Annotated in this window: 16 protein-coding genes; 6 read left to right on the forward strand and 10 right to left on the reverse strand. The window is 58.0% G+C overall.

Features of this window, described 5'->3' with window-relative positions:
* Positions 1–121 precede the first annotated feature (121 nt).
* Complete coding sequence (locus CJ255_RS05950) at positions 122–781, reverse strand: Uma2 family endonuclease (RefSeq protein WP_097643172.1); 660 nt, start codon at positions 779–781, stop codon at positions 122–124.
* Positions 782–875: 94 nt separating this feature from the next.
* Between CJ255_RS05950 and CJ255_RS05955 the strand changes: the two genes are divergently transcribed.
* Complete coding sequence (locus tag CJ255_RS05955) at positions 876–1766, forward strand: DMT family transporter (RefSeq protein ID WP_245863214.1); 891 nt, start codon at positions 876–878, stop codon at positions 1764–1766.
* Positions 1767–1993: 227 nt separating this feature from the next.
* On the opposite strand, the gene CJ255_RS05960 is transcribed toward CJ255_RS05955, so the two are convergent.
* The 3 genes from CJ255_RS05960 to CJ255_RS05970 all read right to left on the reverse strand — a co-directional run bounded on the left by CJ255_RS05960 (position 1994) and on the right by CJ255_RS05970 (position 4793).
* Positions 1994–2779, reverse strand: a complete 786-nt coding sequence (locus tag CJ255_RS05960; protein WP_097643174.1) for a (Fe-S)-binding protein — start codon at positions 2777–2779, stop codon at positions 1994–1996.
* Between the two features lie 422 nt (positions 2780–3201).
* A complete protein-coding gene (locus CJ255_RS05965) occupies positions 3202–4113 on the reverse strand; it encodes a hypothetical protein (protein WP_097643175.1) in 912 nt (303 codons plus the stop codon).
* Between the two features lie 20 nt (positions 4114–4133).
* The gene (locus tag CJ255_RS05970; protein WP_165774583.1) at positions 4134–4793 is read right to left on the reverse strand and encodes an SH3 domain-containing protein; all 660 of its coding nucleotides are present in this window, start codon (positions 4791–4793) and stop codon (positions 4134–4136) included.
* A gap of 174 nt (positions 4794–4967) precedes the next feature.
* Between CJ255_RS05970 and pyrC the strand changes: the two genes are divergently transcribed.
* Both pyrC and CJ255_RS05980 read left to right on the forward strand, forming a co-directional pair.
* Entirely contained in the window at positions 4968–5969 is a 1002-nt protein-coding gene (pyrC, locus tag CJ255_RS05975) for a dihydroorotase (protein ID WP_097643177.1), read from the forward strand.
* A gap of 27 nt (positions 5970–5996) precedes the next feature.
* Entirely contained in the window at positions 5997–6497 is a 501-nt protein-coding gene (locus CJ255_RS05980) for a methylated-DNA--[protein]-cysteine S-methyltransferase (RefSeq protein WP_217352408.1), read from the forward strand.
* Positions 6498–6730: 233 nt separating this feature from the next.
* Here CJ255_RS05980 and CJ255_RS05985 read toward each other — a convergent pair whose 3' ends face one another.
* The 6 genes from CJ255_RS05985 to CJ255_RS06010 all read right to left on the reverse strand — a co-directional run bounded on the left by CJ255_RS05985 (position 6731) and on the right by CJ255_RS06010 (position 14794).
* Positions 6731–9616, reverse strand: coding sequence for a VWA domain-containing protein (locus CJ255_RS05985; RefSeq protein ID WP_097643178.1), 2886 nt, complete (start codon positions 9614–9616; stop codon positions 6731–6733).
* A 13-nt stretch (positions 9617–9629) separates the two neighbouring features.
* Complete coding sequence (locus tag CJ255_RS05990) at positions 9630–10640, reverse strand: ATP-binding protein (protein WP_097643179.1); 1011 nt, start codon at positions 10638–10640, stop codon at positions 9630–9632.
* Positions 10641–10653: 13 nt separating this feature from the next.
* Positions 10654–11613: a COX15/CtaA family protein gene (locus CJ255_RS05995; RefSeq protein ID WP_097643180.1), complete on the reverse strand. Its 960-nt coding sequence runs from the start codon at positions 11611–11613 to the stop codon at positions 10654–10656.
* The gene (locus tag CJ255_RS06000) at positions 11610–13376 is read right to left on the reverse strand and encodes a dynamin family protein (protein WP_097643181.1); all 1767 of its coding nucleotides are present in this window, start codon (positions 13374–13376) and stop codon (positions 11610–11612) included. The genes CJ255_RS05995 and CJ255_RS06000 overlap by 4 nt, the downstream gene beginning before the upstream one ends.
* 268 nt (positions 13377–13644) lie before the next feature.
* The gene (locus tag CJ255_RS06005; RefSeq protein WP_097643182.1) at positions 13645–13992 is read right to left on the reverse strand and encodes a hypothetical protein; all 348 of its coding nucleotides are present in this window, start codon (positions 13990–13992) and stop codon (positions 13645–13647) included.
* Between the two features lie 112 nt (positions 13993–14104).
* Positions 14105–14794 (reverse strand): LutC/YkgG family protein, encoded by a 690-nt coding sequence (locus tag CJ255_RS06010; protein ID WP_097643183.1) that lies wholly within the window; start codon positions 14792–14794, stop codon positions 14105–14107.
* A gap of 368 nt (positions 14795–15162) precedes the next feature.
* On the opposite strand from CJ255_RS06010, the gene CJ255_RS06015 reads away from it, so the two are divergent.
* From CJ255_RS06015 to aceB, 3 genes are all read left to right on the forward strand, one after another.
* The gene (locus CJ255_RS06015; protein WP_245863215.1) at positions 15163–15840 is read left to right on the forward strand and encodes a hypothetical protein; all 678 of its coding nucleotides are present in this window, start codon (positions 15163–15165) and stop codon (positions 15838–15840) included.
* A 373-nt stretch (positions 15841–16213) separates the two neighbouring features.
* Complete coding sequence (gene aceA / locus CJ255_RS06020; protein WP_097643184.1) at positions 16214–17488, forward strand: isocitrate lyase; 1275 nt, start codon at positions 16214–16216, stop codon at positions 17486–17488.
* 369 nt (positions 17489–17857) lie between these two features.
* Positions 17858–19456 carry a malate synthase A gene (gene aceB / locus CJ255_RS06025; RefSeq protein WP_097643185.1) on the forward strand — a complete coding sequence of 533 codons (1599 nt, stop codon included), beginning with the start codon at positions 17858–17860 and terminating at the stop codon, positions 19454–19456.
* The last annotated feature ends 391 nt before the right edge of the window (positions 19457–19847 follow it).

Raw genomic sequence — 19847 nt, forward strand, 5'->3', positions numbered from 1 at the left:
AGTGAGCAGGTGTTGGAGTGCCGGCTTTAGCCGGCTAAAGCCGGCACTCCAACGCGCTTGTTCATCGAATCTTCAGATAGCCGCTTAGGATGCCTCTAGGCTCTGTGTAGGAACTTGGTGATTAATCAGGCTCGATGCCCAACTCGCGCAGGCGCGCCGCTAGACGGGCGGCGCGTTGCTCGGCTTGGGCCACTTGGGCGCTCAGTTCTTGGTGGCTGCGGAAAGGCGTTCCATCGGGATGAAAGAGTTGCAACTCGGCTTGGCTGAGTTCAAAGCGAATACCAAGGCGCGGGCTGACCCAGCAGTGCATGTTTTCAAGTGGGCGCAAGCGCTCGTTGCTGCGTTGAAAACCGGCAAGATCGTGGCGTTGCGGATCAGGATCGTAGGTATAATACTCTTCAACCCCATAGCGATCATAGAACTCAAGGCGTTCCAACATATCCTTGAAGCCATTTGCAGGCGAACGAATTTCAAAGACCACCTGGGGGGCAATGTTTTGCTCTTCCCATTGACGATAGGAGCCGCGATCACCTTTGGGTCGCCCAAAGACCACCATTGTATCTGGGGCGCGACAGATCTCAGGGTGGCCTTGGACAGGATACCAGAGCAGATCGCCTGCAACAAAGACATCGTGATGGGCTTGGAAGAGGGTCTCTAGGTTCTCTTTTATCAACACAATCCAGCGAAACTGGCGCGTATTATCAGCCATAGGTTGACCATCAGCCTCTGGGTAGTAGCTATGTCCTGTGTGGGTAACAGAGGGAGCGTTGATTGGTTGCATCGCGTACCTCCAGGTGTGTTAGCGAAGGGTGTGTGCGGGAACCCGCTTCCCGCACGTACACGCTCCCCAATTGTACCAGTAATAGCACAACGACATGAACGATAATATAGGCATCCGATCTGCACCTAGTGCGATGTTGCGGGCGGCAGGTTGGATGGTGGGGGCTTTGGTCTCGTTTACGACCATGGCGCTGGCTGGGCGCGAGCTTGCGGCTGAGTTGAGTACCTTTCAGATTCTCTTTTTTCGTAGTCTGATCGGGGTGTTGCTGCTGGTTGGGTTATTGGGGCGGACAGGCTGGGGCCAGTTGCGTACGCAGCAATGGCGGCTGCATGTGGGCCGTAACCTGGCCCATTTCGGTGGGCAGTTTGGCTGGTTCTACGGGCTGGCCATGATCCCGCTGGCTGAAGTCTTTGCGCTCGAGTTTACCGCACCGATCTGGACGGCGCTCTTGGCGGCGTTATGGTTGGGTGAGCGCATGAGTCGGACGCGGGTGCTGGCGATTGGCTTGGGCATGGTGGGGCTGCTGATCATCCTGCGTCCCGGTTTTCAGGAGTTGCATCCGGCAACCTTGGGGGTGCTGTTGGGTGCAATGGGCTTTGCGGTGGCCCATATTCTGACGAAGCGTTTGGCGCGTCATGATACACCCATATGCATCCTGTTTTACATGACGATCATTCAGTTGCCCTTGGCCTTGATCCCTACCTTGAGTAATTGGGTGGTGCCTGCGGTGGCGCTGTGGCCTTGGTTGGTCTTGGTGGGCTTGTGTGCGTTGAGCGCACACTACTGCCTCACGCGGGCCTTGAGCCTCGCGGATGCCACTGTGGTGGTACCGATGGATTTTTTGCGCTTGCCGCTGATCGCGGTGGTGGGGATGCTCTTCTACCAAGAGCCGTTTGATGGCTTGGTGCTGCTTGGTGCCGCTGTGATGATGGTGGGCATCTGGATCAATGTGTGGGGCGAGCGGCGGCGTGAGCGAGAGCGGTGAGAGAGAGTTTGTGGAGAGGTACAGAGAATTTTACCACAGAGGCACTGAGAGCACAGAGGAGGGCAAGTAGTATTATTTTGACACTTCCGGCAAGGACGGTAAATGCCCTGAAACCATCCCTATCCTAAGAGGCTGTCTGAAAAGGCCATGAACTGGCGTTGGAGTGCCGGCTTCAGCCGGCTAAAGCCGGCACTCCAACGCGTACCCACTAACTTTTCAGATAGCTTCTAAGTAAAAACTCTGTGCCCTCGGTGCCTCTGTGGTGTAATCCTCTGTATCTCGACCTCAGCCAACACCTCAGCAATATGGAGGACACGGACGTTGCTCTGTTGGCGCGAGAGCCCGCCAGCGATCTGGGTCATGCAAGAGGCATCGCCCGTAACGATGAGGTCGGCCCCACTGGCTTCGATCTGTGCGAGTTTGCGGGCGAGCATTGTTTCTGAGATGGCGGCATGTTTGACCGCAAAGAGGCCACCAAAGCCACAACATTCGCTACAACCGTCGAGGGGGCGCACTTCGGCAGCACGTATGGCATTGAGTAGGGTGCGTGCTTGTGGGCCTACACCGAGGTAGCGTAGACCATGGCAGGCATCGTGGTAGGCAATGCGCCCCTGGTAGTGTGCGCCTACATCACTGACGCCCAAGCGATCCACAAGGTACTCACTCAGTTCATAGGTGCGCCCAGCCAACTCGTGGGCAAGGTTAGCGTAGGGGCTATGGGCGAAAAGCTCGGCGTAGAGATGGCGGATCATTGCTGTACACGAACCAGAGGGCAATACTACGTCACCTTGGTTGCGTAGGACTTCGATGGTACGGGCTGCAATTGCATAGCTCTCGTCGCGGAACCCAGCGTTGAACGCCATTTGACCGCAGCAGGTCAAGCCTTTGGGTACATGCACGCGAACCCCTTGGCTTTCGAGCAACTGTACGCTTGCTTGGCCAATCGTTGGATAGACCTGATCCACAATACAGGTGACAAAGAGGGTTGCACGTCGTTGGGCAGAGGTAACCATAGGGAAATTCCTTGTTCAGCATGACAAGGCACGCACAACGCTATCTACGTGGCTTTCAGCTTTACCGTCGTAGTGCCGACTTTAGTCGGCTTCCGGGGGTTGTCGGCGACCTCAGCCGACTAAAGTCGGCACTACCTAATGGCCCAAACCGGGCGAGGTTCACCACGAGGGAAGCCCTATCTACATGGCTTTCAGCTTTACCGTCGTAGTGCCGACTTTAGTCGGCTTCCGGGGGTTGTCGGCGACCTCAGCCGACTAATGGTCTTCCAGTAAATAATCCGCTAACCAGACCTCGCAAATCTGGCATATCTATCAGGTCTAGCCCGTGCCGCGACACCGGATTAATTTCTGGAACACCATAAGTCGGCACTACCTAATACGGTAAAGTGATCTCGAACCATTTGCACCCCATCCCTTATAGCTCAAAGGGGCTCATCAGGGGGGCGCATAATCCGCATGACTGAACCGTCAGGCCGACGCATCTGGTATCCATGCAGTTGCTCTTCCTTGCGTATTCTCTCAGGGGATTGCCCCTCTTGGGCCAACGCGAGCAACTCTTCTTGGCTCAGGGGAGAAACCTCTGGATGATCCGAGAGGGTATAGAGGGCTACCAAGGTCTGGGGTAGCACTGCAATGAAGTCAACAGGAAGCCTGATGCCTTGGGCTTGGTTCTGACGCAGGCTTGCCCAGAACTGCTGCATGGCATCAACGCGATCAAGCTCTTCTGGAGGATCTGGCGCATCTTCCCATACCTTAAAATACTCTTCCATAGCGATGTCGGCATTGCGGAAAGGTTTGTAGGCAATATCTTTGAGTGCGCCTTCCCATGGAGGTTCATGATCGATTAGGAACATCAGGCTCTGCACTTGGCGGCGACGCTCATCTTTGTACCAGAAGAGCGCAAGGGAGCTTTGTGATTCATTGCCAACGGTATAGGCTGCGATGAAGAGATCATCAGGGGTTACTTCTTCGATGGGAGCGAGGGTTGTGCCTGCCGCTTCGAGCCAGTGTCGTACCAGGTTCCGGCTGGTGCCAGTAAAATTCTGATTCGCCTCTAGTTGCGCGAGGGCATCAATCAAGCCTTGGGCTTGGAGCCACTGGCCGATTGATGGATTGATGCGTTCCTGCTGTTGATCGGGCAGAAGCACGAGGGTATTGACCAAGATCGGCAGGAATGAGGCAGGCTTGAGGCCGTTGGTCAAACGGCTTAGTTCTGTCTCAAGGCTTGGAAGGGCCAATGCTTGATCCGCCGTCAACTGTTTGAGGCGCGGACTCAGGGTAGAGAGACGCAATGCGGGGTTGGGTTGATTCTGTTTAGAAGATTTTTTTGCCATAGGTTCATTCAACGTTAACGTTATGGTGCCAGCGTGAGAAATTCAGCGGCTACATAACCCTCGCGTCCGTCGGGGATGCGCACCTGACGCCAGAGGCGGTCGGGTTGGGCGATGTCACTGCCGATCTGTTCAACGACGGTACCTTCGGGCAGGGTAGCGACAATGATACCACTGATATGAGCTTCTGAGCGCAGAAAGAGGCCTTGACCGCCGGTACCAACCACGACGAAGCGGGGTGGGGCTGGTGGTGGTTCAGGGGTAACGGTGGGTTGCCCTTCAAGATCATTGCTGCCACTAAGCACTGGTGCGCCCACGGTGGGCGCGGTTGTTTCAAAATCAAAGCCAGCCTCGCGCTGTTCGCTACGCGAGAAGGCCAGCAGGCCGATGAGGAGAAAGACAAAGAGGACGGCAACTCCCGCAAGGTAACGCCAGCCTCCCGCTTGCATCCAGAGTTGAAACTCTTGGGGGGAATTGGGTAGTCCCTTGCGCTTCGGTGCCCGCCGTGTGCCGGAGCGTTCCTTGCGCCAACCAGGATTCACCGGCTCGGTCTGGTTCCACTCATCCCCCGAAGGTGCGAGGCGCTCGGTACGGCGGGCCTCGCCACTGGGTGGCCCTCCTTCGTGTGGGGGTAGGCGTTGCGTCTTATCGTGCTGGTTCTGTTCGTCGCGCGGATCGCTCATACCCTCCCTCCAAACCGCTGCGGCGGTGCTGCGAATTGTTTTGCATGATAGCATATCTTTGGGGCTACCGCCCTAAAATTTATTTGGGTGTGACCAACATGTGTAGTTAGGGTGTGCGAGGGAACCTGGTTCCCTCGCACACCCTATTATGGCCTTGTAGGGTACAATGGGATTATGGAAATAACCCTACATGCTCCTCTCGATATGCATCTGCACCTGCGCGAAGGGGCGATGCTGCAAACAGTGGCTCCGCTGAGTGCGCGTGATTTTGCCGCAGCAGTGGTGATGCCCAATCTTGTGCCGCCGGTAACGTCGCTCGAACGCCTTTTGGCCTACCGTGAGGCGATTGTGGCTGCTGCCCAGCCGCATCAGTTTTTGCCTTTGATGACGCTCTTTTTTCAGGATTATGATGAGGCAAGCCTACGCGCTGCCCGCCCCCATATCATTGGGGTGAAGCTCTATCCCGATGGGGTAACCACCAATAGCGCCGGGGGGGTTAGTGACCTTGCTGCGGTTGAGCCAACGTTGGCCCTGCTTGAACGCCTCGCCATTCCGTTGCTTGTGCATGGCGAGAGCCATGGTTTTGTGCTTGATCGTGAAGCTGAGTTTCTGCCGGTCTATGAACGCTGGGCACAACGCTTTCCGCAATTGACCATTGTGATGGAGCATATCACCACCGCAGGCGCGTTGCAGTTGTTGCAGCGCTACCCCAATCTGGCGGCTACGGTAACGTTGCACCATCTGCTGATTACGCTTGATGATGTGGCGGGGGGGCTGCTCTGCCCGCATCTCTTCTGCAAGCCGATTGCGAAGCGGCCTGAAGATCGTGAGGCGCTGTTGGCGGCAGCTTTGGCGGCCCAGCCGCGCCTCATGTTTGGCAGCGATTCGGCCCCGCATCCGGTGGATCGCAAGGAGGCGGCTGGCTGTGCGGCGGGTGTCTTTACTGCGCCGGTTATTCTGCCCCTGCTTGTTGATCTCTTTGCCCGCCACCACGCGCTTGAGCGTTTGCAAGCCTTTGTTAGCGACAATGCCCGTGCGGTCTACGGTTTTACCCCGCCCGCCAAGCCGGTGACGCTGCGCCAAGAGGCATGGCAGGTGCCAGCACGCTATGGCACGGTGGTACCCTTCTATGCCAATCAGACCCTTGCGTGGCGGGTAGAGGTGCCGCGTGTTTAACCACAGAGGCACAGAGGACACAGAGATTTGGATAGTACAACATTGCGCTATGCGATAGCGCCAAGTAGCATTGGTTGGGTTGGGATTGTGATTACGCCCCAAGGGATTTGTGCGCTCGAGTTGGCCGATGATGCCGAGAGTTTGCGCGAGCGCTTGATGGTACGTTTTGCACAGACAGCGCTGCTGCTCGTAGATGTTGCGTCCGATCCGCTGTTTACGGCTGCTATGGCCTATCTTGCTGACCCCACGGCAACGTTGACCTTGCCGCTCGATCTGCAAGGCACCCCCTTTCAGCGCCAGGTTTGGGCGGAGTTGCAAGCCATTCCTTATGGGCAAACTATGAGCTATAGTACGCTTGCAGCGAAACTTGGGCGGCCTGGTGCGGCCCGCCCGGTTGCCGGGGCGTGTGCCGCCAATCCGGTTGCCGTCGTGATCCCATGCCACCGCGTGATTCGTGGCAACGGCAGACTCGGCGGTTACCGCTGGGGCTTGGCGCGTAAGCGTATGCTCTTGGAGCGTGAAGGTTAAGAATCTCGTGGGTACGTGCTGGAGTGCCGGCTTTAGCCGGCTGAAGCCGGCACTCCAACGCCAGTTCACAGACTTTTCAGATAGCCTCTACCATCCTCTGTGCTCTCTGTGCCTCTGGAGTGCCGGCTTTAGCCGGCTGAAGCCGGCACTCCAACGCCAGTTCACAGACTTTTCAGATAGCCTCTACCATCCTCTGTGCTCTCTGTGCCTCTGTGGTAAAACACTCTGTACCTCTACTCGCGCTCGCCCGCAGCCCTACGGCGGGCACGCTCTTTGGCGAGGCGCAGGCGTTCGAGGGGGTTTTCGCCCGCAAGCTCCACGGGCGGTGTGGGCGGGCTGGGGGCTGATGCTGGCGGGCTGGGGGCTGGTGGTGGGGCTGGGGGCGGCGCTTCGGCCTCGCTTGGGCCGAGGCGCGTTCCGACGCGCTGTTTGGCCCCTTGTAGGCGGCTGAGGGTTACATCAGCCGGCGTGGGATCGGGTGCGGGTGTGGCGCGACGCGGCATGCGTAGTTGGCCCAATACCCCCAGGTCGCTGCGGCGCAGCAACAGCCGCCGCACAGCAATGTCGAAGGGCAAGAGGCAGCAGGCCAGCAGCAGCAACCAGAGGCCCAATTCTTGCGCGCGGGTCACCGGCGTGGCGGTGGGGGCAAAGGCTTCAGCCGCCGCCAGCAACTGCTGGCCCCCTGTGAGTGCGGCCAGTTCGGCCAGCAGGGCCGGGTTGGCCGGATTGCCCCGATACTCTGCCGAGTAGGGCACCACCATGCCGAGCATGCTCAGCAGCGGCGTCCCATCGCCATAGACGCCGCGAAGTTGCACGACGTAGGTGCCGGGTGGGGGACTAGCAAAACGGCCCAGGTAGTTACTGGGGCCAACCTGCGACAGAGGGACATCCTCGGCTACCACTTCGCCCGCCATATTGAGCACATTGGCCGTGACATCCATACGAGCTAGGCGCTCCTCAGCATCAGCGGGCGCCGTGAGGCGGAGCGTCGTCTCGCTGCCCGCAACCAGCACTTCTGGGGTAATGGTCTGATCATTGGGATTGGGCAGTACCGCCCCCAGCATTTGGCCAGCGAAGCGTGGAAATTCCTCCCAGGTGAGCCAGTTGCGCGCCCATTGACCACGGGTGTCGCTCATCCAAGCAGCACTGCTGCCCAAACCATACTGCCAGACGGTCAAGAGCGGCTCGTTGTTGTCGGTCTTGAGCACCACCTGGGCCGTGTCTTTCGCGGTTACCCCATTGTACCCATAGAGCATAGGCAAGCCGCCTAGCCCGCGCAAGATCGCATGCTGACCAAGTGCGATGGGGAAGAAGGGACGTTCAATAATATAATTCCCGGCTGTCGTAATAGTTTCTTGGACAAAAATCTGGGGCACTTCGGCCATATCCTCAGCCGGATAGTAGCGCCCGCCCCCCGCTTCAGCGAGACGTTCGAGGTAATCGGCAGAACCACCGCCCGCCGCAACCACCGAAAGGGTAATGCCCTGTTCGCGCAGTCGCTCGGCGAGGTCGGTGTGGGTGCCTCCAGAACTCCAGCCATCGGTGAGCAGCACAATATGCTTAATGCGGGCATCAATGCCCTGAAGCAGTTGTTCAGCCTCGGTGAGGCCCGCACGAATATTGGCCGAGCCGTGGGGCTGCACCCCATCGAGCGCATTGACCACCTGCTCGACGGTGAGCCCACTGGCGGGCGGAATGGTCTGGAAGGCGCGCGTATCGAACGAGATCACCCCCAGCGTATCTTCAGGACTCATCACCGCTGCTGCCTGAGCCACCGCCTCTTTCGCAATATCTACCTTGCGCGTATTGAGCGCTTCGGGACTGAGATCGGCGGCGTTGCAGTGGCAGGCATCCATTGAGCCAGATTTATCAATCAGGAAGATCATCGCCAGATTGGGGCGCTGTTCTTGGCTGCGTACATCCATATCAACGGGCAGCACCGCTTCAACCGGCGTGCGGCCATAGCCACCGACGCCGAAGCTATCGCGTCCGCCGATCATAATCAGACCCTTACCAAAATCGCGCACATAGCTTGGCAGCGCCGCCATCGCCCCAGCGGGCAGCGCCCGCGCAGGCGTATTGACCAGTACCAGCGCATCGTAGACACTCAAGCCCAATGCAGTCGCGGGCATCAGTTCAGGCGCAATAATCTCTGGGTTGATATTGGTGGCTGCGAGGGCTTGGGCGAGCGCTTGGGCATCTTCCGGTTGTTGGGCGACGAGGAGAACACGGGGGGGGCCATCAACCCGAATGAGCGCGGCGGCCTCATTGTTCTGGATGCGCCCATCCTGTTCAGGCTCAATCTGGACACGCAGACGCTGGAAGCCAAAGCCCTGCACCTCTACGGGAAAGCGCACCTCATTCACCCCCGCATCGAGGCTCACCACGCGCTCTTGCAAGATACCCTCATCGCCAATCAGACGCACGAGGCTCTGCTGGGCAACCGTACTCTCCAGCGTAGCCACAACCGTAGCCATCTGACCTTCGCGGGCGTGGGCGGGAGCCTCGACCGAAGCGACCAGTGCCTCAGCCTCACCCGTATCGATATCGAGCGGTACAACATCAATTGGTATGCCGCGTGCCGCCGCTAGGCGCGCCATATCCACGGCACGCCCTTCATTTTCACCGCCATCAGAGAGGAGCACGAGGCGTTTTTGCGTATCGGTGGGAAAGAGCGCAAGCCCAAGCTGCAACGCCGCTTCAACATTGGTGCGCGTCGCAATCGGAACCGAACTAATCCGCCCCAGGCGGCGCTCGTCGCTGGGGGTACGTTCAACGAGCGCATTGCCGCCAAAGACCACAATGGCAGCTTGGTCACCTTCGGGCATTTCTTCCAGCGCCGCCTGAATAAAACCCTCAGCCTGCGCCCGCGCTACCGAGGGCACCGAATCGCTGCCGTCAAGCAGAAAGACCGTAGTGGTACGCTGAACCGGCAAGACCAACTGCACCCCAGCGACCGCCAGCACCAGCGCCAAGGCAAGGAGCGTCCGGAGCCCCAAACTCGTCCAGAAACGCCATGGGGCCACGCGGCGCGGCGTCACAAGGGCGACCAACCAGATCAACCCAACGATCAGCAGCAACCAGAGCATTTCAGGATAGACAAAGGAAAAATAGGGCATGGTCACAATCTACCTACTCACCAGCCACTGGCCAATGCACCCAGAAGATAATTCGTTCATCAGGGACGCTGACCCCCAGGTAGCCCATGGCGAGGGCAAGGTCGAGTTGACGTAGGCCAAAGGCCCGTTGCACAAAATCGGCGCAGATGCGCAAGCCGTGACCGCTCCCGCCAATCGTAAGGCCACCGGCAAAGAGCCGTTTGTGATCGCCTTCGACCAATTGATTGAGGCGCATGTGTTGCGCTGGAGTCAGCCGATTGGCGACGCCAAGGCGCAGTTGGCTTGGCTTGTCGGCTGGAAGCGGCAGGATGGCTAGGGCCACTTCGCTATCGGGGCTATGGCGTACCGCGTTGTTGATCAGATTGTAGAGAATGCGATCCAGGGCGGCAAATTCGAGGCAGCGTTCCGCCACATAGCCATCGAAGGCGCAGTCAACATGGATCGTCGCTTGGGCATCACTGAGGGTATAGATCGCCTGCTGCCACTTTTCGAGGATCAGGTTAATGTGATGCAGATTATGGGCTTGGTCTAGGGCACTCCCTTCGGGATCAATATCAGTGAGCGCGTTGCGGAAGATCTTGAGGTGATCACGACTCAGTAGCCAAAGGCGCAGCAGGTCTTGTTCACCCGTAATCCCTAAGTCTACTAAACCTAAAAGGAGGACAATCGCCTGAAGTGCGCCACCACGCAGATCATGCAGCACCTGGCTTGCACGCAATGGATCAATTGGTGCAGTGGCGGGTAGGCTGATGGTACGCATCCCATCAACCAGCCGCTTCCACTCGTGTTCACGCAAGATCTGTTGGATCGTGTCTAAACCAACTGGCTGGGCCTGATGCGGATCGCTGAGTTGGCGTAACTGTGTGAGTAGGGCGTACATCTGCTGCAGGATTACCCGATGTTCTGGATCGAAAGCGTCGAGCGCTATGTCCATCGCATCACCCTGATAGCGCTCTTGGCGATAGGTGGGTAATGCTGTTGGCGCAAGGGCGGCGAGGTCGCTCGCTTGAAGCAAGATGGTCATCGGGGAAAACTCCTTATACTTGTACTGCCATTCTCGTTGTTTGTGGACTCCCGATCCGTGCATCGCTCGGTTTTGCCAGTGCTACTGCACTCAATAGTACAAGGCAGATCCAGACCAGATCGGCCATGAACAAATGGACGAGTTGGAGCCAAATGGGCGCACGCAAAGCTACGGTCAATCCGCCTAAGATAATCTCAATGAAAATGAGTATTACAAGCCCCGTGCCAAAGCGACGTGCCTGTGGATCAGGGCATAGATTGGTAACGAGGCGTACCAAGTAGAGGACGTAGATGCCCAAGAGCAGGCCCGTAATCGGGTGGTAGAGGCGCATCTGGACGAAGGGGTGGGCATCGCGGCTCATTGGTTGATCGATGCCGCCCGGTAGGGCCCCATGGTGTAACAGGGTGTCACCAAGGGCTGTGACCGCCCCACTGGCACCGACGATGCAGGCACCAACCAGGCCCAACACCAAGGGCCAGAAGAGGCGGCCCTGGCCTTGCAGACTGATAGGCGCACCGCCAGAGGCCCACCATGCGTTGAGCGTCAATGCTCCGAGCAGCAGGAAGGTGTTGACGAGGTGCAAGGCCATCATGACCGCACGGTTGATCGAGGTATCCATTGCCACCAGTTGGAGTACGACGAGGGCGGCACCGAGCAGCGCTTCGATAATCATGAAGGCCATTGCAACAATCACCGAGCGGCGGACAATGTGGCCTGGGATGTAGACGCGGAAGGCCCAGATCAGCATGATCAGCGTGCCAAGCAGTGCAAAGCCACTGGTGAGGCGGTGGCCAAACTCGATCATCATCTCCATGTCGGGGTTACGCGGGATCACCTGGCCATCACAGAGCGGCCAATCGTCGCCGCAACCAGCCCCCGATCCGGTGGCTCGCACAAAGGCCCCTCCGATGATCACGAGCAGGTTATAGGCCACATTGGCCCAGGCAAAGAGGGCAAAACGTCGGTTAATCACCCCTCAATCTCCTTCTGCAAGCGCCCCAGGCTGGTGTCGAGGTCGGCAAAGCGCTGTTGCAACTCGCTCAATTGGCCCCGTTGGGCCCGCACGAAGCGGGTGAAGGGGGCATTGCGTTCGCGGATTTGGCCAATGGAACGTTCGACTTCACGCTCAATCTGGCCCTCAATGCCCTGGCGCAACTGTTCACGCAGTTCGTCTACGCGGGTGCGGAGGGTCCGTTTCGCCTGGCGCTTCTTGGCTGGCAGCAGGGCAAAGCCACCAATCGCTATCGCCGTTGCCGCAAGAATGCCGGTGAAATCGAGCCAGACCGCATGCGCTAGGGTGACAATCGTCGCCCCGAGCCCCACCGCGCCCACATGGGTGATCGCCGTTGCCGCCAAGGAGGCGCGCACCTCTTCGGCCAGCGCCGCCGATTCGCGCTGCTTGTCGTAGCTTGCTACCACGTCACTTGCGGTGCGCCCGAGCGAGTCGAGCAATGCCCGGCGGTTGTAGTCGAAACTGCCACCCACAGCGCCAATCAGCCGCTCACTGTGCTGGCTGGCGCGCCGTTTGATATACTCATCAATGCTCTGTTGCAGGCGTAGGTTCTTTTCCACCAGCCAATCAATCAGTGCCTGCACTTTATCATCGATTTGCTCATTGAGATCACCCACAACCTCTTTTTCAAAGAGCGCCCGGAACTGCTCGCCCTTCATCAGATCGCGCAAGCGCCCAAGCCGGATGTGCTCCTCAAAGAAGGCATCGCCACGGTTGTGGAATTTCTGCAGAATCTCGTCAATCTCTCCCAAATAGTATTTGACATCATTGTTCAGATCAGCTTTGAACATCTCAAGCTGCTGATCAACATTATCCATCGTAGTCAAATCTTCACGCAGGGTCTCTAAGCGGGCCTGCGTGACGCCCATATACTTACCGCTCAACCGACGGGCCACCCCCAGGGGCGAGAGCAGCTTGAGGCGCACGCGGGTCTCCTCATCGAGCGTATCAACCACATAGTGTTCCACTGCACCAAAGAGGCTCGCCTCCCAGAGGCGCTCCCGTTCGGCCCCCTCACTCTGGCGGGCGCGGGTGGCAAGGCGCGCCGAGACCGGGAAGATGTCGGGCGTCACCCCAAGCAGAGTACGGGCATGCTCACGGATGAACGTAACCACCTGCTCACGCTCCTGCTCATTCAGGATGTCCACCTTATTGAGGATAATCGTAATCTTCTTGCCCCACTCCTTGATCAACTCAAGGAACCCGCGCTCACTCTCTGTGAAGGGGCGGTCGGCTGAGGTAGCGAAGAGTACCAGATCGGCACGGGGAATAAACTCGCGGGTCAACTGCTCGTGGTGACGAATCACCGCATTGGTACCAGGCGTATCCACAATCGTCAACTGGCGCAACACATCAGCCGGGAAGGTCGTAACGCGCAGACCACTGGAGCGCAGTTCGCTGGCAACCTCATCACCGTGGCTGAGCAGTGTAATCGCATCGGTGGTGGGCGTCACCCCCTCAGGCAGCACCTGCTCACCCAGGAGCGCATTGACGAAACTGGACTTACCCGAATTGAACTCGCCAGCGATCACAATCAGGAAGAGCTCCTCCAGATGATCGAGGGTGTCTTGCACAGTACGCTGATCAGCAGGATCAACATCAGCACCAAAGCGCTCAAAGGCAACCAGGAGTTGTTCCAACACAGTGCGTAATTCAGCCAGCAACGCATCCTGGCGCTCCGTAATCAGACCCTTGCGTTGCAACAGACCTTCAAGAAAGCCCATAGGTGTAAGCCTTGTCGCTGAAGATGAAGCAGATGTCATCTATGATGTAATCTAGCACACATGCAAAATAGCGGCGGGATGTTATACTCAGAGTATCTCCTTCTCCTCTCTCACTGGGGGCGGTGCCGTTGAAGCGGTACCGCCCCTAGCGATTCTCGGGAGGTTGTCTGAAAAGTCTATGGGGTTGGAGTGCCGGCTTCAGCCGGCTAAAGCCGGCACTCCAGCGTGTGCCCCCCGGCTTTTCAGAAGCTGCTCAGGAGTTCGGAGATCAGAGCTCAAAGGCACGCAGGAACACAACCAAACCAGCCATGACCAAAGCTGCGCCGAAGAGCCCAATTACCAGAATGGGCGCTAGGCTAGGCCATGAGGTAGGACGCCGTTGACGAGGCAGAGGGGGGCGCTCAATGCGCTGCCCGCGCCAATAGGTCACATGGCCCGCATCACGGCCCAAGAGGCTGCTCCCGCCCGCCATTTGCCAAGCGGTCCAAAGCAACCAGCCCCCAACGCCAGCGAGTGAGAGCGCGACCACCTGCCAGGGCAAGGCACTGGCATTTGCCAGCACAATGATCAAACCAACCAGAATCAGCCAACGCTGATCAAAACGCAATTGACCCATAGTATTACCTTTAGGGAAGGATACAGAAACGAGCAAATAGAAAATAGGTTTGCGGCATCAGGATGCGCTGAATGTCGCCAAACTGTAACGTGTTCTGAAATCATCCCTTGATTCAGAACAAGATGACATGCAACTCTGGTGGGCCGTGGATGCCCAACGAGAGCGTGAGTTCAATATCTGCCGTGCGCGATGGGCCGCTAATCAAGGTAAGGTTGCTCGTCTGGTCGAAGAGTTGGGTTCCATGGCGTTCGCGTAGTAGGGCGAGTGCATCACCAAGGCCACGCACAATCTGCTCGGCACGGACAAGCGCGATATGGGTGGGGGCGAGCAACGAAGCAATGCGCGGTCGTCCAGGGCCGTGGCGCACCACTAGGGTACCACTCTCAGCAATAGCGCAATCTACTGCCGACAAGCAGACCGGCGCAGGTTCAAGGGCTTGCAGGCGCTCCTTACGGCCCTCATCGCGCACCCATGGATCGAGCAAGACCACCTCATGTTCAACGAGCAACGCATCAAGCCCAGGGAGATCTAATTGATCCAAATCCCACGCAATGATCTGTTGGGCTGAACGTGCTTGCAACAGGTGCGCCAGGGTCGTAAGCGCTTCGGCCTCTTGCTCAACCCGATAAACCCGAGCCTCTAACTTCGTCAATTCAGCCACAAACTGAGCTACAAGGTTCATCTCAGCAGGCATCACAAACGAAGGCGGCACATGGGGCACCCGTCGGGCCTCCTCAGTAAGCCACTGACCCGTTGCCGCCAGACTGGTACGCAGGGTCGCAAGCATCTCTTCACGGCTCATAGCTCTCCTCGGGCAAGGATACAGAAGCGAGGAAATAGGAAATAGGGCATTATAGTTTACCGTTAGTGTAGCATACCTACAACGTGCTGGTGGGACAAGTGCCAAAGAGATGCGGTGTATCGTTCACGACACACTATCGTAGCAACGATATGGTATGCTAGGGGGGTAGGGGAAAGTAGGAAAGAGAAAAGTAGGAAAGAGGAAAGTAGGGGTGCGGCATGCTGAAAGGCCATTTCTGAAACCATATTCCCCTGTTCTCTTGTTCCCCTGTTCTCTTGTTCCCCTGTTCTCTTGTTCCCCTGTTCCCCTATTCCCCTATTCCCCTGTTCTTCTGCTCCCTGTTCTGCCGTTCTCCAAGGAGGTTCGCTATGGCTGCTGAGACGAGCGCGAGACCCATGGCTGATACGACCGAATCTGCTCCGGCACTAACCTATGCTCCATTGCCACCGCTCTACAAAGCAATGATCTGGACATCGTTTCTGATCAATGCGGTACTCATTGTGGTCGTTGGTGTGCTGGTGGGTATCCTGCTGCTCAATCGCAATCAGGTGGCGGGCCTGAGTGAGTTGGGGCCAACCTTTGCAGCAAACAATGTTGCCGAACTGCAAGATGTGGTGGTTAAGCTGCAAGATTCTACGATTATCTATACGGTGCCGCTCGATACGAGCTTACCCGTAGAGCTTGATGTACCGATCAACCGTGATACGATTATGACCCCGCGCAATGTGGTGCAACTCACCGAGCCGGTGCCGCTGCAAGCCCCGGCCCAGATTACCTTCCCTGGTGGCGGTGGTAATCTCAATGCTACGGTGAACATTGAGTTACCAGTGGGCCTTGAGTTGCCGGTTGACCTGAACATGGATGTCAAATTGATTACTGCGATTCCGATCCAACTTGATGTTCCGGTCAATATCCCGCTGGCCGAGACGGAACTTGGTCCGCAGTTCTTGCGCCTGGGCAACATTGTGGATCGCTTGGTTACCCCCATTGCGCCGCTTTTGCCCATGCCGGCTACCCCGCCCGATAGCAGCCAGCCTAATCCGTAGGGTGGTTAGTTTTCCACATAATGAAAACCCTCACCACCCTATGGAATTTGTAACTCCCTTGTAACTCTCTATGTAGTATAATAGGTGTTGTGTGCAAGCGAGGGGCACGGCAGCCCCGCAGAGGTTGGGCAGGGTGCCGCAGTGTCTCCCCATATGGCGACAACAGAACTCTTTGGTGCGACCGCGCTATGCTTGGCATGGCGCGGTCGTTAGTACTTTAGAGGCTGTCTGAAAAGTCTATGAACTGACGTTGGAGTGCCGGCTTCAGCCGGCTAAAGCCGGCACTCCAACGCATACCCACGAGCTTTTCAGACAGACTCTTAGGCTAGGCTTGTATTACGTGGTGTTGTAGTGTAAGAAAGGACCTCTTCCAATGGATCGTGAGCAGCAGATAGCCCAGATTGCCGCCGGTTGGGATACGCCGCGCTTTGCCGGGATTGCCCGTGGCTATAGTGCCGAGGATGTCTACCGGCTCCGTGGTTCTGTCCAGCCTGAGGCGACGCTGGCACGTATGGGTGCCGAGCGCCTCTGGCACCTGCTCAATACTGAGCCCTTTGTCAATACCCTTGGTGCGCTGACGGGCAATCAGGCCGTGCAGCAGGTCAAGGCTGGCCTCAAGGCCATCTATCTCTCCGGCTGGCAAGTGGCCGCTGATGCCAACCTCGCGGGCCAGATGTACCCCGACCAGAGCCTCTACCCGGCCAACTCGGTGCCCATGGTGGTTAAGCGTATCAATCAGGCTTTGCAGCGCGCCGACCAGATTCAGCATGCTGAGGGTACGGGTGATACCCACTGGTTCGCGCCGATTGTTGCCGATGGTGAGGCTGGCTTCGGTGGCCCGCTCAATGTCTTTGAGTTGACCAAGGGGATGATTGAAGCTGGTGCCGCTGGTGTCCACTTCGAGGACCAGCTCGCCTCTGAGAAGAAGTGTGGCCACATGGGTGGCAAGGTGCTCCTGCCCACCCAGCAGGCTGTCCGCAATCTGATTGCTGCCCGCCTCGCCGCCGATGTGATGGGGGTGCCTACGCTGATCATTGCCCGCACCGATGCCAACGCTGCTAATCTGTTGACTAGCGATGTTGATGAGCGTGACCACGCCTTCCTCACTGGCGAGCGCTCGCCCGAGGGCTTCTACTATGTCAAGCCCGGCTTGGAGCAGGCGATTGCGCGTGGCTTGGCCTATGCCGAGTATGCTGATATGGTCTGGTGCGAGACGGCGGAGCCCAACATTGAGGAGGCGCAGCGCTTCGCCGATGCCATCCACGCCAAGTTCCCCGGTAAGCTGTTGGCCTACAACTGCTCGCCCAGCTTTAACTGGAAGAAGAAGTTGAGCGACGAAGACATCGCCCGCTTCCAGCGTGCCATTGGTGCAATGGGCTACAAGTTCCAGTTTGTTACCCTGGCGGGCTTCCACAGCCTCAACTTCAGCATGTTCCAGCTTGCCCACGGCTACAAGGATCGCGGCATGGCCGCCTACTCCGAGTTGCAGCAGGCCGAGTTTGCCGCCGAAGACCAGGGCTACACTGCCACCAAGCACCAGCGCGAAGTCGGCACTGGCTATTTCGACGAGGTGAGCATGGTCATCTCCGGGGGTACCTCTTCGACCACCGCGCTCGCCGGTTCGACTGAGGCCGAGCAGTTCCATTAGAAGGTGGGGGAACCATGTTCCCCCGAACCCCCTCTTTTGGGTATACGTGGGGGAACCAGGTTCCCCCACACCCCCGTTTTTGAGTGAATTTGGGGGAACCAGGTTCCCCCACACCCCCGTTTTTGAGTGAATTTGGGGGAACCAAGTTCCCCCACACCCCTAGCGGGGGAACCAGGTTCCCCCACACCCCCTCTTCGGCGTGGGGAGACCATGGCTCCCCACACCCCTAGCGGGGGAACCAGGTTCCCCCACACCCCCTTTTTGGGATACAGGTTCGCGTAAGTGGGCATGGGAGAACATGGTTCTCCCACTTTTTACCATCAAGTTTTGTGGAAACTGTTTCCACCCAACGGAAAAGGATAAAGATCAATGAGTGATCTGAAGGTACCCGCCGGGATGGCGATCACGGGCCGTGTGACGCCGGAGTATGCCGAGGTTCTGACGCCGGAGGCGTTGGAGTTGGTGGCCAAGTTGCACCGTGCTTTTAATCCGCGCCGCCAGGAGTTGTTGGCGCTTCGTCAGCAGCGCCAGGCGGCCCTTGATGCGGGTAAGTTGCCCGATTTTCTGCCGGAAACCGCTGAGGTGCGTGCTGGCGATTGGAAGATCGCGCCGTTCCCCGCGCAGATCAATGATCGCCGGGTTGAAATTACTGGCCCTGTTGATCGCAAAATGATCATCAATGCGCTCAATTCGGGGGCTAAGGTCTTTATGGCCGACTTTGAGGATGCCAATACACCCAATTGGGATAATCAGGTGGGCGGGCAGATCAACTTGCGCGATGCTCTGCGCCGCACGATTGATTTCACTTCGCCTGAGGGTAAGCAGTATGCGTTGAACGCCGAGACAGCACTGCTCTTTGTGCGCCCGCGTGGTTGGCATCTCGATGAAAAGCACGTTACCGTGGATGGTGAAGTGGTTTCGGGTGGCATCTTCGACTTTGCACTCTACCTCTACCACAATGGCAAGCAGGCGATTGAGGTGCAGGGTGGCCCCTACTTCTACCTGCCCAAACTGGAGAGCCACCTCGAAGCCCGACTCTGGAACGAGATCTTTGTGATGGCGCAAGAGTATGTGGGCTTGCCGCAGGGCACGATTAAGGCCACAGTGCTGATCGAGACGATCCTCGCCGCCTTTGAGATGGACGAGATTCTCTATGAATTGCGCGACCACTCGGCGGGGCTCAACTGCGGGCGCTGGGACTACATCTTCTCCTGTATCAAGAAGTTCCGCACCAATCCCGACTTCTGTTTGGCCGACCGGGCCCTGGTGACCATGACGACCCACTTTATGCGTTCCTACTCGCTGCTCTGCATCAAGACCTGCCACCGCCGCGGGGCGCATGCAATGGGTGGCATGGCGGCGCAGATTCCGATCAAGAATGACGCGGAGGCCAATGCTGCGGCACTAGCCCGTGTGCGCGCCGACAAGGAGCGCGAAGCTAACGATGGTCACGACGGCACCTGGGTAGCCCACCCCGGCCTCGTGCCGATTGCTATGGACGCCTTCAATGCCGTGATGCAGACCCCCAACCAGATCGAGCGTCAGCGCGACGACGTGGCGATTACGGCTGCCGACATCCTCAAGTTTGGGCCGGAAGCGCCGATCACCGAGCAGGGCCTGCGGATGAACATCAACGTTGGCATCCAGTACCTCGGCTCGTGGCTGGCGGGCAACGGCTGTGTGCCCGTCTTTAACCTCATGGAAGACGCCGCCACCGCCGAGATTTCGCGGGCCCAGATCTGGCAGTGGATCCGTAGTCCCAAGGGTGTACTCGATGATGGGCGCAAAGTCACGGTTGAGATGTTCAACCAGATGCTGCCCGAAGAGCTAGAGAAGGTGCGCACGCACTTGGGAAGCGCCTTCAACGACGGGCGCTACGAAGAGGCCGCTGAACTCTTTGCGGGCATTACCACGAGTGATGATTTTGTGGAGTTCTTGACGCTGCCTGCGTATGCCAAAATTGATTAGATGTGGGGGGGACCATGTTCCCCCACCCCCCCTTTTTCCGCTTGACAAATCCTCCTACTACCTGTATACTGCCCCCCTGTGAGCAGGACGCTCCATATGGGGCGCTGTGCAACAACCTGAGGTGTGAGGTGAATGGGGCAGTGCTACGGCCTGCACCCTATTTTTTCGCCCAAACCTTGTCGTACCTTACCAACTGAAGCGCGCGTGGATTTAATTGTTTTGCATGAGTAGGCTTGGCCCGGCATTGCGCCGTGGCGGGTCGCTCATGATGATGATACCTACCGTCTCCCTTCCCCCGCCTCGCGCGGCAAGGGAGGGAAGACATGATGAGCACACGATGGATGCCTTGGCGCTACGTGCCGATGAAGGACGGGGCACCGCTCCGATAAGC

This window comes from Candidatus Viridilinea mediisalina, assembly GCF_002532535.1.
GTDB classification, from domain to species: domain Bacteria; phylum Chloroflexota; class Chloroflexia; order Chloroflexales; family Chloroflexaceae; genus Viridilinea; species Viridilinea mediisalina.

Coding starts and splice junctions, on each gene's coding strand:
- CJ255_RS06015 (WP_245863215.1), top strand. CDS start 15,163: ATGGCTGCTGAGACGAGCGCGAGACCCATGGCTGATACGACCGAATCT.
- CJ255_RS05970 (WP_165774583.1), bottom strand. CDS start 4,793: ATGAGCGATCCGCGCGACGAACAGAACCAGCACGATAAGACGCAACGC.
- CJ255_RS06000 (WP_097643181.1), bottom strand. CDS start 13,376: ATGGGCTTTCTTGAAGGTCTGTTGCAACGCAAGGGTCTGATTACGGAG.
- aceB (WP_097643185.1), top strand. CDS start 17,858: ATGAGTGATCTGAAGGTACCCGCCGGGATGGCGATCACGGGCCGTGTG.
- CJ255_RS05990 (WP_097643179.1), bottom strand. CDS start 10,640: ATGACCATCTTGCTTCAAGCGAGCGACCTCGCCGCCCTTGCGCCAACA.
- aceA (WP_097643184.1), top strand. CDS start 16,214: ATGGATCGTGAGCAGCAGATAGCCCAGATTGCCGCCGGTTGGGATACG.
- CJ255_RS05985 (WP_097643178.1), bottom strand. CDS start 9,616: ATGCCCTATTTTTCCTTTGTCTATCCTGAAATGCTCTGGTTGCTGCTG.
- CJ255_RS06010 (WP_097643183.1), bottom strand. CDS start 14,794: ATGAGCCGTGAAGAGATGCTTGCGACCCTGCGTACCAGTCTGGCGGCA.
- CJ255_RS05950 (WP_097643172.1), bottom strand. CDS start 781: ATGCAACCAATCAACGCTCCCTCTGTTACCCACACAGGACATAGCTAC.
- CJ255_RS06005 (WP_097643182.1), bottom strand. CDS start 13,992: ATGGGTCAATTGCGTTTTGATCAGCGTTGGCTGATTCTGGTTGGTTTG.
- CJ255_RS05955 (WP_245863214.1), top strand. CDS start 876: ATGAACGATAATATAGGCATCCGATCTGCACCTAGTGCGATGTTGCGG.
- CJ255_RS05960 (WP_097643174.1), bottom strand. CDS start 2,779: ATGGTTACCTCTGCCCAACGACGTGCAACCCTCTTTGTCACCTGTATT.
- CJ255_RS05965 (WP_097643175.1), bottom strand. CDS start 4,113: ATGGCAAAAAAATCTTCTAAACAGAATCAACCCAACCCCGCATTGCGT.
- pyrC (WP_097643177.1), top strand. CDS start 4,968: ATGGAAATAACCCTACATGCTCCTCTCGATATGCATCTGCACCTGCGC.